This window comes from Glutamicibacter sp. MCAF14 (genome assembly GCF_052114325.1).
Taxonomy (GTDB): domain Bacteria; phylum Actinomycetota; class Actinomycetes; order Actinomycetales; family Micrococcaceae; genus Glutamicibacter; species Glutamicibacter arilaitensis.
The window spans coordinates 150,690-165,055 of the sequence record NZ_JBFREO010000003.1; the positions used below are offsets into that span (position 1 = coordinate 150,690).

At 58.0% G+C, this 14,366-nt stretch carries 14 protein-coding genes; 2 read left to right on the top strand and 12 right to left on the bottom strand.

Annotated elements, in window-relative coordinates:
* Positions 1 to 112: 112 nt before the first annotated feature.
* The 6 genes from AB4Y71_RS06110 to AB4Y71_RS06135 form a co-directional block, all read right to left on the bottom strand.
* Positions 113 to 667, bottom strand: coding sequence for an NAD(P)H-dependent oxidoreductase (locus tag AB4Y71_RS06110; protein ID WP_441718749.1), 555 nt, complete (start codon positions 665 to 667; stop codon positions 113 to 115).
* 121 nt (positions 668 to 788) lie between these two features.
* Positions 789 to 1,211, bottom strand: coding sequence for an alternative ribosome rescue aminoacyl-tRNA hydrolase ArfB (gene arfB, locus AB4Y71_RS06115; protein WP_441719217.1), 423 nt, complete (start codon positions 1,209 to 1,211; stop codon positions 789 to 791).
* Positions 1,212 to 1,325: 114 nt separating this feature from the next.
* Positions 1,326 to 1,625 carry a YciI family protein gene (locus tag AB4Y71_RS06120; protein WP_013348359.1) on the bottom strand — a complete coding sequence of 100 codons (300 nt, stop codon included), beginning with the start codon at positions 1,623 to 1,625 and terminating at the stop codon, positions 1,326 to 1,328.
* A gap of 23 nt (positions 1,626 to 1,648) precedes the next feature.
* On the bottom strand, positions 1,649 to 2,998 hold the full coding sequence (locus tag AB4Y71_RS06125; RefSeq protein ID WP_441718751.1) for a M50 family metallopeptidase: 1,350 nt from the start codon (positions 2,996 to 2,998) through the stop codon (positions 1,649 to 1,651).
* Positions 2,995 to 4,218: a 1-deoxy-D-xylulose-5-phosphate reductoisomerase gene (gene dxr, locus AB4Y71_RS06130; protein WP_134780908.1), complete on the bottom strand. Its 1,224-nt coding sequence runs from the start codon at positions 4,216 to 4,218 to the stop codon at positions 2,995 to 2,997. Before dxr ends, AB4Y71_RS06125 begins: the two co-directional genes overlap by 4 nt.
* A gap of 81 nt (positions 4,219 to 4,299) precedes the next feature.
* On the bottom strand, positions 4,300 to 5,454 hold the full coding sequence (locus AB4Y71_RS06135) for an acyl-CoA dehydrogenase family protein (RefSeq protein ID WP_441718754.1): 1,155 nt from the start codon (positions 5,452 to 5,454) through the stop codon (positions 4,300 to 4,302).
* Between the two features lie 236 nt (positions 5,455 to 5,690).
* Between AB4Y71_RS06135 and AB4Y71_RS06140 the strand changes: the two genes are divergently transcribed.
* The gene (locus tag AB4Y71_RS06140) at positions 5,691 to 6,314 is read left to right on the top strand and encodes a TetR/AcrR family transcriptional regulator (RefSeq protein WP_134780907.1); all 624 of its coding nucleotides are present in this window, start codon (positions 5,691 to 5,693) and stop codon (positions 6,312 to 6,314) included.
* Between the two features lie 69 nt (positions 6,315 to 6,383).
* Positions 6,384 to 6,845: a GNAT family N-acetyltransferase gene (locus AB4Y71_RS06145; RefSeq protein WP_134780906.1), complete on the top strand. Its 462-nt coding sequence runs from the start codon at positions 6,384 to 6,386 to the stop codon at positions 6,843 to 6,845.
* Between the two features lie 69 nt (positions 6,846 to 6,914).
* On the opposite strand, the gene AB4Y71_RS06150 is transcribed toward AB4Y71_RS06145, so the two are convergent.
* The 6 genes from AB4Y71_RS06150 to AB4Y71_RS06175 form a co-directional block, all read right to left on the bottom strand.
* Positions 6,915 to 7,109 (bottom strand): hypothetical protein, encoded by a 195-nt coding sequence (locus AB4Y71_RS06150; protein WP_441718757.1) that lies wholly within the window; start codon positions 7,107 to 7,109, stop codon positions 6,915 to 6,917.
* 30 nt (positions 7,110 to 7,139) lie between these two features.
* The gene (locus AB4Y71_RS06155) at positions 7,140 to 7,631 is read right to left on the bottom strand and encodes a hemerythrin domain-containing protein (protein ID WP_441718760.1); all 492 of its coding nucleotides are present in this window, start codon (positions 7,629 to 7,631) and stop codon (positions 7,140 to 7,142) included.
* Positions 7,632 to 7,763: 132 nt separating this feature from the next.
* Complete coding sequence (locus tag AB4Y71_RS06160) at positions 7,764 to 9,461, bottom strand: ABC transporter ATP-binding protein (RefSeq protein ID WP_134780902.1); 1,698 nt, start codon at positions 9,459 to 9,461, stop codon at positions 7,764 to 7,766.
* Positions 9,458 to 10,528: an ABC transporter permease gene (locus AB4Y71_RS06165; protein WP_441718762.1), complete on the bottom strand. Its 1,071-nt coding sequence runs from the start codon at positions 10,526 to 10,528 to the stop codon at positions 9,458 to 9,460. Before AB4Y71_RS06165 ends, AB4Y71_RS06160 begins: the two co-directional genes overlap by 4 nt.
* A 51-nt stretch (positions 10,529 to 10,579) precedes the next feature.
* Positions 10,580 to 12,097: an ABC transporter permease subunit gene (locus AB4Y71_RS06170; protein ID WP_102598059.1), complete on the bottom strand. Its 1,518-nt coding sequence runs from the start codon at positions 12,095 to 12,097 to the stop codon at positions 10,580 to 10,582.
* 142 nt (positions 12,098 to 12,239) lie between these two features.
* Positions 12,240 to 14,042: an ABC transporter family substrate-binding protein gene (locus AB4Y71_RS06175; RefSeq protein WP_441718765.1), complete on the bottom strand. Its 1,803-nt coding sequence runs from the start codon at positions 14,040 to 14,042 to the stop codon at positions 12,240 to 12,242.
* Positions 14,043 to 14,366: the final 324 nt, after the last annotated feature.

A 14,366-nucleotide genomic window follows, 5' to 3' on the forward strand; every position in this document is an offset into this window, starting at 1 on the left:
TTCTCTAGTCCAAGTATGTCACCGTATCGCGGTGAGCGGGTACTCATGCGAGATAGGCCACGGGGTTACCGTGGCCTATCTCGCACTATTTAGCAGTTGGTGCCGCCAAAGCCTAGTTGGCTTCCGCGATTTCCTGGATGCTCTTGAGCACGCCAGAAACCTGCTCAACAACCTCAGCGTCATCCTTTGGGTGCAGTTCGGCGAAGCGCACTACCGAGTTAGGGATGGCCAGCTTGACGTTTTCCAGCACGTTTGCGCCGGCGATGTTCAGGGCCTTGCGGGCTTCATCCTGGGCCCAGACGCCGCCATACTGGCCGAAAGCGGTGCCGACAACTACGGTTGGCATGTCCTTCAGCGCGCCAGCGCCGAAAGGACGGGACAGCCAGTCGATGGCGTTCTTCAAGACGGCCGGCATGGTGCCGTTGTACTCAGGGGTGACCAACATCAATGCGTCGGCGTCGCCAGCTGCATCGCGCAGGGCCTGGGCGGCAGCAGGTACGCCGCCCTCAACGTCATGGTCCTCGTTGTAGAAAGGAATGTTCTCCAGCCCGCTGAACACGGCCACCTCAACACCTTCAGGTGCGTTACGGGAGCCGGCCTCTGCCAGCTGCTGGTTAGTCGATCCCTCGCGCAGGGAACCGACGAGAGTGAGGACCTTGGTGGCCATTGGCGTTCTCCTAAGATTAGAAAGCATAGAAAGCTGACGCTTCACCTACTTTCAACCACCATGCCAGTCCAATGCATTCCACCATTTCAAGTGACATGGGACACGGTGGGGTGCTAGGAGTTTATTCCATCCCGGGCTTGCGGCGCAGTGCCTTCGTAGCCGAGCGATTGGCCTTGGAGCTCAACCGCCGCCGTTGCGAACCGCGTGTAGGCTTCGTCGCCTTGCGCACCGGCGCATCAGAGGCCAGCGCCCGCTGGATGAGGTGCGCCAATTTTTCTTGGGCGATCTGGCGGTTGCGCCATTGCGATCGTTCTTCAGCCGCGGTTACGACGAGCGCTCCGGCCACCAGCTTGGAGCCGAGCATGCTCAGTAGCCGCTGGCGCTGCCAGTCAGACAGGACCCGTGAAGCGCCAATGACCCAGGAAAGCTCCACACGGGAGTCAGTAGTATTCACATGCTGCCCGCCGGGGCCGGAGGAACGGGAGAACTGCCAGTTCAGCTCTGCCGCAGGGATCGCCAGCGTAGCGGTGATCTGAACATCCATGGTGTTTCCCACTTCCTCTCCCCTATCATTCTGAGCCATGAACGCTGGTTAACGCAGCTGGCCTCCGTTGTTCTCCCGGGAGAACAACGAAGGCCAGCGCACCGCACTGAGCTTTTAGGAAGCGAATTCGTTCAGCAAGCCCATCACTGGGTTCCATTCGGTGACAGTAGCCTTGCCGACACCGCCAACCTTCTTGAATGGATCGTTCAGGAGCACTTCGTTCAGCGCTTCTGGTGATTCTGCCGCAAAGATCAGCAGTGCGCCGTCATTGACCGGGGTTGGACCCGAAGCCAGCAGGCGTACAGCGCCTTCGCCCAAGAAGCCGCCGAGGTATTCCCGGTGCGCTGGACGATGTTCGTTGCGCAGCTCGGTCGAGTTCTCAGCGTATGCGTATTCAACAGCAAAAACAGTCATGCCTACATGATATTTCTCTACGCTTAGAACAGCTGTATTGGCTTGAAGATATCTGCATATATTAAGAGCCCGCCCATGACCAGCATTGCCACCACGACCACGTAAGTCAGCGGCAAGAGCTTGACCGTATCAACGGGTTTGATCTTCTTGATCTTGAAAATCCTCGCGACCATGCGCTTGAGTCCTTCATAGAGCGCGCCTACGACGTGGCCGCCATCAAGTGGCAAGAGCGGAATCAAGTTGAAAGCGAACAGGGCCAGGTTCAACCCGCCGACCAGTGAAAGCAAGGTTGCGAACTTGTCGGCGACCGAAATGGACCCCTCGGCGCTGATCTCGCCTGCGATGCGTCCTACGCCCACAATGGACACCGGACCGTTGGGGTCGCGTTCCTCGCTGCCAAACGCGGCTTGGGCGACATCCACCATGCGCTGCGGCAGATGCAAGATGACATCGCCAATTTTCAGCAGCTGATCCCCAATCACTCCGGGAACCGCGCTCAAGGGCTGGGTCAGGTCCTGCTGCAAGGATCCCATGCCAACGAAACCGACCTTGGTCATAATGTACTCGCCCTGCTCATCGAGCAGTGCGTAACCATTTTCGTCAGTGGCCGGGCGCTCGGTCAGATACGGAGTCAGCTCTGTAGAGTGGCTCTGCCCGTCGCGGACGTAGTCAAGGGTGATGGGTTCTCCAGGATGATCCCGGATGACGTCGGTGAGCTTGTTCCATTCAGCCTGTGCGACGGCGGCGCCGTTTACGGCGGTGATCGTATCTCCCGGCAGCAATCCAGCTTCATAGGCTGGTGCCGTGACATCCTCATCGGTGCATTCGGTCTGATTCGCGTTCTGCGCACTGGCGATGCACTGATACACCTCGGCGACCGTGGTGGTCGGCGTAGCCTGGCCAAAGCTTGTCAGCACAATGGCGATGACCACGAACCCGATGATCAGGTTCATGATGGGCCCGCCGAGCATGATGATGATGCGCTTGTAGATTGGCAGCTGGTAGAACAACCGGCCTTCGTCGCTGGGCAGGACGTTTTCATTGGCCTGCGAGCGCGCATCATCAACCATCTGGCCGAAGACCTTTTGGAAGAGGTTCGGCTTCTTGCCCGGTTTCTCGGCGGCTACCTGCTCACGTGGCGGGTACATGCCCACCATCGAAATGTAGCCGCCCAGGGGCAAGGCCTTGATGCCGTATTGGGTTTCTCCGCGCTTGAATGAAACCAGCGTCTTGCCGAAGCCGATCATGTATTGCGGCACGCGCAGCTTGAACAGTTTCGCGGGGACCAAGTGGCCGATCTCGTGCAGGGCAATGGATAGGCCTACGGCCACGACCATGAACAAGACCCCGCCAATGAATAGCAGTGCGCTCACGCCTTGGCCTCCACGATCTTTGCGGCATGGGCTCGGGCCCAACGGTCCGTGTCCATCACCGTTGCTACCGATAGCTCATCGCTGGCCGGAGTGTATTCGTTCAGTACGCGTTCAATGGTTTCCACGATGTCGGTGAAGCCGATCTTTCCGTCATGGAACGCATCCACGGCAACTTCGTTGGCTGCGTTGTAGACGGCCATGTGAGTACCGGAAGCAGAGGCGGCCTGCTTAGCCAGTTTGACGGCGGTGAAGACTTCCTCATCCAACGGTTCGAAAGTCCAGCTTGCCGCGGTGGAGAAATCGCAGGCCTTGGCAGCCCCGGGCACACGGTGGGGCCAATTGATGCCCAAGGCGATTGGCAGGCGCATATCCGGCGGCGAGGCCTGCGCGATGACCGATCCGTCGATGAACTCCACCATGGAATGGATGATGGATTGGCGGTGCACAACAGGTTCAATCTTTTCCAGCGGCACGTCAAAGAGCAGGTGGGCTTCGATGACTTCCAGTGCCTTATTGACCATCGTGGCCGAGTTAGTGGTCACCATGCGTCCCATGTCCCAAGTAGGGTGAGCCAGTGCCTGCGCTGGGGTGACGTTGCGCAGCTGCTCGTAGCTGTAGCCGAAGAACGGGCCACCGGAGGCGGTGACCAGCAACTTGGCTACTTCTTCAGGAGCACCAGAACGCAGCGCCTGGGCCAACGCCGAATGCTCCGAATCCACCGGTGAGATCTGGCCGGGGGCCGCGATCTGCTTGACTACCTGTCCGCCGATAATCAGGGATTCCTTGTTGGCCAGGGCCAGCAAATGCCCTGCTTCCAAAGCTGCGATGGTCGGAGCCAGTCCAATGGCACCGGTAATTCCGTTGAGCACCACATCGGCTTCGGTGTACGCCGCCACCTCTGTGGCAGCGAGCTCGCCGACCGCCAGTTCCGGTGCATAGCCGCTCACGGAAGCCTGTTCTGCAGCCTGCTGGATTGCTCTTGCGAGCTCTTCCTTGGATTCAACAGCACTGCCAACCAAGGCGGGACGGTGCTTGACTGCCTGCTGCGCGAGCAGTTCAAGGTTGTAGCCACCACTGATGGCAGCCACCGTGAAGAGTTCTGGGGCGCCGTCAATGACGTCCAACCCTTGGGTGCCAATGGAACCGGTGGAACCGATCAGGCTGACCCGGCGTGGGTGTCCGGCTGGAATGAAAGTTTTCTGGGAGCTCACCCAATCCATTATGGGCCGTTTTACTGTGAGCGCCCAAAGAGCGCCACGCCCCTAGCCAAAGGGGGATGGCGCTCTTTGAACGGATGGGTCCTAGAGACCCAAGCCGCGGGCGATCAGCATCTGCTGAACCTGTGTGGTGCCTTCGCCAATTTCCAGGATCTTCGAGTCGCGGTAGTGCCGCGCCACCAGCGTTTCGTTCATGAAACCATAGCCGCCAAAGATCTGGGTCGCTTCGCGTGCGTTATCCATGGCCGCTTCGCTGGCGATGAGCTTGGCATGCGCGGCCTCGATCTTGAAATCCTTGCCAGCGACCATCTTTGCTGCAGCGGCGTAGTAGGCCAAACGGGCGGCGTGAGCACGGGACTGCATGCGGGCGATCATGAAGGAGATGCTCTGGTACTGGCCAATGGTCTTGCCGAAGGAAGTACGGGTCTTTGCGTACTTCACCGATTCGTCCACGCAGCCTTGGGCTGCACCTGTTGCCAGGGCGGCGATGGCAATACGTCCCTCATCAAGAATTTCCAGGAAGTAGGCGTAGCCGCGGCCTCGCTCTCCAAGCAGGTTATCCTCGGGAACGCGCGCACCATTGAAACTCAGTGGATGAGTATCGCTGGCATGCCAGCCCACTTTGTTATAGGCCTTTTCAGCAGTGAACCCCTCGGTGCCGGTTGGCACGATAATCGCCGAGATTTCCTTCTTGCCGGTAGCTTCGTCCACTCCGGTCACTGCCGTGGCGGTGACATGGGAAGTGATATCGGTTCCGGAGTTGGTGATGAATTCCTTGGCTCCGTCGATGACCCAATGGCCATCTTCAAGCTTTGCCTTGGTCAAGGCCGCTGAGGCATCAGAACCCGCGCCGGGTTCGGTCAGGCCGAAACCAGCCAAACGTTCACCGGTTGCCAATGCCGGCAGCCACTTCTGCTTCTGCGCTTCATTGCCAAAACGATAGATCGGCATGGCCCCGAGGGACACACCGGCTTCTAAGGTGATGGCCACGGACTGATCTACCTTGCCCAGTTCTTCCAGGGCCAGCGCCAAGTGGAAGTAGTCTCCGCCGGATCCGCCGTGTTCTTCAGAGATCGGCAGGCCGAAGAGACCCATCTGCCCCATCTGCTTGACGATGTCGTAGGGGAAAGTATGGTCTGCATCGTGCTGCGCACTTTGCGGCGCAACAACTTCCTGGGCGAATTCGCGGACCATGTCGACCAGGTCTTGGTGCTGATCATCGAGTTCGAGGTCAATCATGAGGCTCTCTCTTTGTTGATGGACAAACCAACACCCTGCAACTGTTTCTTGGAGATTCCGGTGTAGGTCATTTAAGTCTCGGGACACGTGCTTTTCTTGGAAGCACGGTGCCTGACGAGTATGGTTAATATTTATTAACTGGCTTCTGTTTGCGCGTCTGCAAACAGCTGCATTTTTGACACTAGTGGCAGCCGTCACAGTTGTCCAGAGCAGTGCTTGGCAAACGTAAGGAGATGATGGTGTTGGCGAGTAAATATCAGTCGCTCAACGAACCAACTGATCGTGAGCGCGCCAAAGCTGAACGACGTGAAGCCCTCTTGCGCGAAGCCACTCGGTTGTTCGCTTTGAACGGCTATGCCGGGGTTTCTCTCGAAGATCTGGGCGCTGCGTGCGGTATCTCAGGTCCAGCGGTATACAGGCATTTTGCCGGCAAGCAGGCAGTGCTCATCGCACTGTTAGTGGATATGTCTAAAGACATCTATGCTGGCGGTTGCGCGGCGACCGAAGCTGGCGGCACTCCCTTGGAAATTCTTTCGCGCCTAGTTGATTTCCATACTGATTTCTCGCTGTCCCGCCCGGATATCTTGCAGGTCCAAGACCGCGATTTGAAATCATTGCCGAAGGCCGAATTGGCTTTGGTTCGTAAACTACAGAACTCCTACATTGGGCTCTGGACTACCGAACTGGCCAAATTGCATCCCAGCGGAAGCAAGCAGTCCCACCGATTCCGCGCCCATGCTGTTTTCGGATTGCTGAACTCAACCGCTCATTCCGCCCACTCGCCGAGGACCAAAAAGTCCGGGCTGAAGCCGTTATTGTCCAACATGGCACTCGCGGCGCTCACTTCCCCGGTAGTGTAGGTTTCAAGCCATTGTTTATTGGCGTGCCGAAACCGGCACGCTGCCCCATCAGACTGAAAGGCCTTTATCGTGCAGCTACGTGAAGTCCGCCCTTCCGACTTGGACGCATTCTTCGCTCACCAGCAAGAACCTGAGGCGAACCTCATGGCCGCTTATCAGGCGCGTAACCCAGCCGACCGCGCGGTATTCGACCACCATTGGAATTCGATTCTGAACGATCCAAATATTCTGGTTCGCACCATTGAGCATGAAGGCGATGTTGTTGGCTCCATTTTGGTCTTCGACGGAGACATGCCTGAGATCAATTTCTGGACATCCACCAAGTACTGGGGCAAGGGTCTGACCACCAGCGCCGTAGATGCATTCCTCGCTGAGTACACCAAGCGTCCGCTGACTGCGCACGTGGTCCAGGACAACCTTGGCTCCATCAAGGTACTGGAACGCCGCGGATTCAAAACCGTCGGTACCGAGCAGATTTTCTCCAACGCCCGTGCAGAGGTCGTTACCGAGAACATCATGCAGCTGGACTAGTTTCCAACGAAAAACACCAAGAGCTGGCCCTCAATGAAGAGGGCCAGCTCTTGGTGCGTTAACGCCGAATTATTGTCTTGGGCCGTAGTACCCCTTGCCGTGATCTATATCCTTGAGGGCCTTGCGCAGCGCCCGGGCGGTCTGAGGATCGCGGCCTTCCAAGTCATCTGCGGTGCGATCCAATCCCCTGAATGAGCCGAAGATGAATGGAAGTGCACACAACACGATAATTGCCAGCACAATGAGAATCGAGGCAAGGTCCATTGGCGTTTACTCGCTTTCAGTTCCGTGAGTTCATGCAGCTTTGCAAACCCAGCCCTCGGGCAGCCCTCCACCGTCGAGCAAGCTTTCAAGATGGCTTTGCTCCTCGGGACTCAGGGCGGTATCCATATACGGATAGATAATCGGCTCTTCTTTGGAATTGTGCTGTTCCAGAACGGACAGCAGCTCTTGGCAGCTGGTTTCCAGCTGTTCCGGTGCCGTAGTGGCCTTGAGGGAAGCTTCCAAGGCATTCATCCTGCGCCACAGCTCGCCGTGCTCCCGGTGCATCACCATCAGTGGCATCATCAGCGTATCCTGCGGCAAATGCGGGAAGACGATGGCTTCCTCAAGATAGATATGCCGGCGCAGCGCATCGATGCCGGAGAGAAGGGATTGTGCCCGGGCGTGAGGATCTGCGCTCGCATTCGCGATGTAATTCTCGATGCCCTCATCAATTTGATGATGCTCGCGGGTGAACGCCTGGGCGAGCGGGCCAGCAGCAGTACCGGAGTTCGGTGCGGACATGTCATTCTCTTTTCCCTTGTTGGCTGGCGCCTTCACCCAGCCTCATTTTCAGCTTAGCCCTCGGTAGCCGGAAAATGGAAGGAGCCGTGTATTCGCAGATGATCCTGCGAATACCCGGCTCCTTGGCGACTGCTACTTGGTGCTGTTCAGCACGCGCCAAGCTTCGCGGCGCAATGCCTGCTCATGCGGGTCCGGAACTGGAGCCGCTGCCAACAGGCGCCTGGTGTAGTCGTGCGTTGGTGCGTGCAGCACCGACTCAACCATGCCCTGTTCCACTGCCTTGCCGGACTGCATTACTACGACCGCGTCAGCGAGCATGTCCACCACAGCCAAGTCGTGGCTGACGAACAAGCACGCGAAGTTGAAGTCGCGCTGGAGGTCCTGGAGCATTTCCAAGACAACTGCCTGAACCGAAACGTCCAAAGCACTGGTGGGCTCATCAGCGATCAGCAGCTCCGGATTCAAGGTCAATGCACGCGCAATGCAAACGCGCTGGCGCTGGCCGCCGGAGAGCTCGTGCGGGTAGCGGTTGATCACGTTGCGCGGGAGCTTGACGGCATCAAGCAACTCTTCGGCGCGCTTGATGCGTTCGGCCTTTGTGCCCACCTTATGAACCACCATGGGCTCGGTGATGCAATCGCCAATAGGGAAACGCGGGTTCAGCGATGCGGCAGGGTCCTGGAAGATCACACCGATCTGCTTGCGGACCTTGCGTGCTTCCTTCGGCGAGAGCTTGGGAAGATCATGCCCCTTCACCGACAAGGTACCGCTGGCTACCGGCAGCAGGCCGAGCACGGCTTTGGCGATGGTGGATTTGCCCGAACCGGATTCACCGACAATGCCCAGAACCTCGCCCTTGGCAACATCAAAGCTGACGTTTTCAACGGCACGGAAGATCTTTCCCCGCATGTCGTATTCCAACACCAGGTCCTTGGCTTCCAACACCAATTCCCGTCCTGCCGGTGCAGTTTCGGAGCTGTGCGTTCCTTGCACGGAGGTCACTGCCGGAGCAGATAAGCGCGGAACCGACGACAGCAGTCGCTGGGTGTATGGATGCTCTGGATGCAGCAGCACCTGCTCCACGGTCCCGGTCTCCACGAGGTTTCCCTGGAACATCACCGCGACTTCATCAGCCATATCCGCAACCACACCCATGTTGTGGGTGATCAGCAAGATACCGGTGTTCAAGCGGTCTTTCAGCTCACGCAGCAGGTCAAGGATCTCGGCCTGAACCGTCACGTCCAGTGCGGTGGTCGGCTCATCGGCGATGATCACCTTCGGATCGCAGGAGATCGCCATGGCAATAACGATGCGCTGGCGCTGTCCACCGGAGAACTGGTGCGGATACTGCTTAATGCGCTTGGCCGGATCTGGGATGCCAACCATCTCAAGCAGTTGCACTGCTCGATCGGTTGCCTCTTTGCCGTAGGCGATGTCGTGCAGTTCCAGTGCTTCGGTCAGCTGGCGCTCAATGGTCAGCACCGGATTCAGTGCGGTCATCGGTTCCTGGAAGACCATTGCAATGTCGGTGGCGCGCATCTTGCGCAACTTGCCTTCATCCAGGCCCACCACGTTGACATTGCCGACCTTGGCCACACCCGTAACGTTGGCGTTGCCTGGCAGCAAGCCCATCGCCGCGGTGGAGGTAACCGACTTGCCCGAACCGGACTCGCCTACCAGCGCCACCACCTGTCCGGGGCGCACGGCCAGGGACAAGCCCTTGACGGCGTGGACTTCCGGACCGGAGGTTTCAAAAACAACGTTGAGGTCATCGAAGCTCAGCGCGAAGTCTTCGGAGCCTTGTTCATTCATTGGTGCTGCGTGGCTCATGGCTTCTCCTTGCGGGTTGGCAGGGCAAACATCCCTGCACGACGACGGCGCTTCTTTCCAACCTGGCGCGGGTCAAACGCATCGCGCAGGCCATCGCCTAAGAAGTTCACCGACAGTGCGATCGTAACGATGATCATGCCCGGCCACCAGAACAGGTACGGACGGGTGGTGAAGGCATTCTGGTACTGGCTGATCAGCAGTCCCAGCGAGGACTCTGGTGGTTTCACACCGAAGCCCAGGTAGGACAGCGAGGATTCGAGCAGGATCGCGCCGGCGATTGCGAAGGTCGCGTTCACGATGATCACGCCCATGGTGTTCGGGATCAGGTGCTTGAAAATCACACGGCTCGTTTTCGAACCCATGGCCTGGGCGGCAGCAACGTATTCGCGTTCGCGCAGCGAGAGGATCTCACCGCGCACCAATCGGGCGAGACCGGTCCAGGTGACCAGGCCCAGGACAAGGGCCAGGATGATGATGGAACCGGTGGAAGCGCCGGCCATCTTACCGAGGACAGCTGCCAGAACCAGCAGTGGGATCACGATGAACAGGTCGGTGATGCGCATCAGGATTTCATCAACCCAGCCGCGGAAGTAGCCGGAAACTGCACCGATAACGGTTCCCAGGAAGGTGGCGACCAAGCCGACGACCACACCGATGATGATGGACTTCTGCGTCCCGTTCATGACCAGTGCGAAGTAGTCCTTGCCTACCGAGTCCTGCCCGAAGGGGTGCTCGCCGATGCGGATGCCTTCCCCGCCCAGCCAGGTAGGGACCAGGCTCAAAGTCGGCTTGCCACCGTCAATGACGGCGCCTGCCTGGTAGAAGTTCTGCCCCCACCAGCCCGGTAGCGGCCCCCAGCCGATCGAGCTGAAGGCAAAAACGGTGATGAAGATCAGGATGACCGAGGAAACCATCGCCGGCTTGTGGCTGACAAAGCGCTCAAGAACAATGCGTCCCTGGCTCTTGGGCTTTTCGTGGATCCGGGCGAGCTTGGCGTCTTCCACCTCGGCCACAGATGTCAGGTTCTGCGGCTCGCGCTCGTTCAAGTTCTTATTCGTAGTGCTCATCGCTGGTCCTTAGGGTTGCAGGCATGAAGGAAGTTCATCAGTTCATGCCTCCTAGACTCGGATTCGTGGGTCAAGCAGGGCGTAAACGATATCCGCCAGCAAGTTGAAGAGGATCGCGGCGGTACCGGTAACCAGGAAGAATGCCATCACCGGTGCCGGGTCGACGTGGTCCAGTCCGGTGGCGAACATTTCGCCCATCCCCTTCCAGCCGAAGACGCGCTCGGTGATCACCGCACCGCCGATCAGGCCGGCGAAGTCGAAAGCGGCAATGGTGGCGATGGGGATCATCGCGTTGCGGAATGCGTGGCGGAAGATCACGGTGCGTTCGCTCAGGCCCTTGGAGCGTGCAGTGCGGATGTAGTCCTGGCGTTGCACTTCCAGCATGGAGGAACGGGTGTAGCGGGAGTAGCTGGCTAACGAGATCACTGCGAGCAGGATGGTGGGCATCAGCAGCTGGGTGCCGTTATCCAGGAAGTGATCCCAGAATCCGCCTTCGAGGTTCGCGGTGGAGGAACCGATGGTTGCGATGGGGCGGCCCTTGACATCGAGGAATCCTGGCCAGGCGCGGAACATGTGGTCGATGATGGTCAGGCCTGCACCGACGACGCCGGTGGCGATGGAGACCGACATGGCGGCCTTGCGCAGGCGTCCACCCATGAAGCGGCCGATAGCTGCCGGGATGAGAACTGCAAGGATCAGTCCGAACAGCAGGATCCAGGAGTTCGGTTCCAGAAGCATGTAGAAGGTTGCGTAGTACATGGCCAGGACCAGCACGACGGTGATCAGTGCCGGGTACAGCACGCGCTTTTCCTTCAGGCCAACGCTCATGGTGGTGGCGCTCAGTGCTACCAAAGCGGTCAGTACCACGATGATTGCCGGTCCCATTTGCGGGTAGCGGTAGAAGTTCAGCCACAGGCTGTACTGCAGCACCAGCGGAACAAACACGGCGGCGGCAATGAAGGTGATGCCACGGCGCTTGAGCGAGCCGCCGAGGAACATCTGCAGGGCGAGACCGACAACTATGCCTATGGCTATTGACGTCCCCACCGAAATTTGCGGATCAGCTAACCAGTCGTTGTAGCTGATGGCCAGGTATTCCTTGAGCAGGACTGCTGCCCAGAAAACCGGAAGTGAGAAGAAGAGGAAGGTCATGAACGTCACGATGTAATCTAGGCCAGAGTACTGGCGGATTGCAGTCAAGACACCGATGGCGATACCTAGAACCGCAGCGATGACCGTCGCGAGGACGACCAGGCGCAAAGTGGAGGAAGCGGCGTTGGCCAGCAGCCCGGAGACTTCAACGCCGTTGATATTGCGCCCGAGGTCGCATTGGCCAATCAGGCATTTGCTGGCACCGGTCAGCCAGTCCCAGTAGCGCCCGTACCAAGGCTCGTCCAGGTTCATGTATTCCATACGCTGGGCCATCAGGTACTCGCGGTTATCTGCGTTGCTTTCACGCAGGTCCTTGAGCGGGTCACCTGAATTGATCACCAGTACATAGAGCAAGAGCGAGGCGGCAAACAGCACGGCAATGGCTGAGCCTAATCTCTTGGCGATAAATTTCCACACGGTTCTAATGTCCTACTTTCATCTCACGGAGGTGAGCAGGTCCTTGAGGTTGGGGACCTTTGAACACACTGCGGGGCCCGATTTTTTGATCGGGCCCCACGAGTGCTCACTCACATTGTGCTGGTACGTTGCCTAGTGGCAACTACTCTGCACGTACCCACTGCTCGGCGTTCCAGACGATCTGGTCCTGGGCGGCGGTGTGACGGACATTTTGGATATCCGAACCCGAGGCGCTCAGGCCTGGGTGGGCGAATACCGGGATACCGAACAGGTCATCCCACAGCAGCTTCTCGATCTTCTTGGTTTGCTCTGCGTGGACCGCTGGGTCCAGCGAGGTTGCCAGGGTGTTCCAAGCAGCGTCAACTTCTTCGTTCGAGTACTTGCCGAAGTTCTGCGGCTTGCCCGTTGCGTAGATGTTCTGGCCAGAAGTGATCTGGCCCGAACCTGCCCAAGCGAACAGTGCTACTTCGTAGTCGCCACGATCCTGTGCACCGTTTGGCGAGAAGAAGTCAGATGAGCCTTCGTCGGAGATCTTGAAGCCAGCCTCGTCGCAGGAGGACTTGATCGTTGCGACCTCGTTGGCGCGGCGTTCGTTAGGTGCCGAGTAGCCGATGCGTACTTCGGTGCCAACAGCATCCTGCTCTTCGAGGATCTTCTTGGCGCCTTCGATGTCTACCTCGTCGTAGCGGCCGTCATAGGCTGCATCGACGATTTCCTGGTAGTTTTCCTGGAATGGGAAGACTTCGCGGGCGTTCATCACAACGGCGTCAGGGTTCAGCGGCTTGACCAGGTTGTCCACAATCTGCTGGCGAGGAACACACATGGCGAAGGCCTTGCGCAGTTCCAGGTTGGTCATGGCGTTGCCTTCTGCAAAGTTGAAGTCCAGGTGCTCCCAGGTCAGGGTGTCACCCTTCTGGATTGCTACCGCGTCGCCAAGGTTCTCCAGCTGTGCCAGGGTATCCACCGTTGGCTGCGGGTTGATGACGTCGACGTCCTTGTTCTGCAATGCCTGGACCATGCTTGCGTCTTCAATGAAGCGGAAGGTCAGTTCCTTGGTTGCAGGTGGGGTGCCGTAGTAGTTCTCGTTGGCGACCAGGGTTACCGATTCGCCGGCCTTCCAGCTACCCAGCTTGTATGGGCCGGAAACTGGGGCGATCTTCTCGTCTGGCAAGGTACCTGGATCAGTCATCCAGCCTTCGTTCCAGAACTTGGCAGCCTTCTTCAGCTTCTTGGAATCGCCTTCACGAATCGCGGTGACGAGTTCTTCGGTGCTCAGGCCGCCTTCTTCAGCGACGACGTGCGCAGGATGAAGCATCCAGGACTGCAATGCCCAGTCAGGATCTGGATCGGTGAACTCAACGGTGAATTCCTTGCCATCCCAGTCGCCCTGCGGACCTTCAGGAACGGTGTCGCCCAGGTCAACGGAGACAGAGTTGAACAGTGGCTTATCCTTGGAACCTTCGTTGAGGTTCAGGTTCTGCACAGCCCAAGCCAGTACCGAGTCCGCAACGGTGATCGGAGTGCCATCGGACCACTTGGCTTCTTCGTTGATGGTGTACTTGATGGTCAGAGGATCGTCGCTGATCTTCTCGTAGCTGCCCATGTCTTCATTCGGGTACAGCTTTCCATCGGTGCCGGTGTAGGCGAAGCCGCTGAACATGCGGTCAACGATTGCCGAGTTGTACGTGGAGTAAGTGTTTGGAGTGAAGCCGTTGTAGCTGATGAACTCCACGGCGCCTACGGTGACATTGATGTTGTCTTCAGCAGTTTTGATATCACCGAGATCGGCCTTGCCGCTGTTTGCTGCTTCTGCTGAGCCGTTGCCGGCACCAGCATCCTTGGATGCATCGGCGCCAGTGTCCCCGCCGCCTGGTGCACAGGCCGAAAGGGCCAGGGCCAGAGCGGCGCCTACAGCTACTGCTTTCGAAACGCGCTGAAACCGCATTTCGCCTCCTTGAGTTCTTGAATGATACGAGTTGTGGATCAGAAGATCCTTTGTGGATCAGATCACAGGATCAATCCATTGAGCAATAGACTAACCCGAATTTTCTGGCTTGGATATAGAAAGAAGCGCTTCAGATATTGGGATGTCGACATCCTTGAGAGTCATTCGCAACGCGCTTGTTACCCACCAGTTCACGAGATGTAGCTCACACCCCCGAGATTTCAAGGATTTCTTTCAGATTGGGAAAAATCAATCGGATCCATGTTTCGCGCACGTTGACACGAAGGGTGGTTTATAACATTTTTGCAACGTTTGTTTCAGATT

Bases quoted from the DNA above. Each gene is read 5' to 3' on its own strand.
- AB4Y71_RS06150 (WP_441718757.1), bottom strand. From the start codon at position 7,109: ATGGACCTTGCCTCGATTCTCATTGTGCTGGCAATTATCGTGTTGTGT.
- AB4Y71_RS06155 (WP_441718760.1), bottom strand. From the start codon at position 7,631: ATGTCCGCACCGAACTCCGGTACTGCTGCTGGCCCGCTCGCCCAGGCG.
- AB4Y71_RS06140 (WP_134780907.1), top strand. From the start codon at position 5,691: ATGGTGTTGGCGAGTAAATATCAGTCGCTCAACGAACCAACTGATCGT.
- AB4Y71_RS06135 (WP_441718754.1), bottom strand. From the start codon at position 5,454: ATGATTGACCTCGAACTCGATGATCAGCACCAAGACCTGGTCGACATG.
- AB4Y71_RS06165 (WP_441718762.1), bottom strand. From the start codon at position 10,528: ATGAGCACTACGAATAAGAACTTGAACGAGCGCGAGCCGCAGAACCTG.
- AB4Y71_RS06175 (WP_441718765.1), bottom strand. From the start codon at position 14,042: ATGCGGTTTCAGCGCGTTTCGAAAGCAGTAGCTGTAGGCGCCGCTCTG.
- dxr (WP_134780908.1), bottom strand. From the start codon at position 4,218: ATGGATTGGGTGAGCTCCCAGAAAACTTTCATTCCAGCCGGACACCCA.
- AB4Y71_RS06160 (WP_134780902.1), bottom strand. From the start codon at position 9,461: ATGAGCCACGCAGCACCAATGAATGAACAAGGCTCCGAAGACTTCGCG.
- AB4Y71_RS06120 (WP_013348359.1), bottom strand. From the start codon at position 1,625: ATGACTGTTTTTGCTGTTGAATACGCATACGCTGAGAACTCGACCGAG.
- AB4Y71_RS06110 (WP_441718749.1), bottom strand. From the start codon at position 667: ATGGCCACCAAGGTCCTCACTCTCGTCGGTTCCCTGCGCGAGGGATCG.
- arfB (WP_441719217.1), bottom strand. From the start codon at position 1,211: ATGGATGTTCAGATCACCGCTACGCTGGCGATCCCTGCGGCAGAGCTG.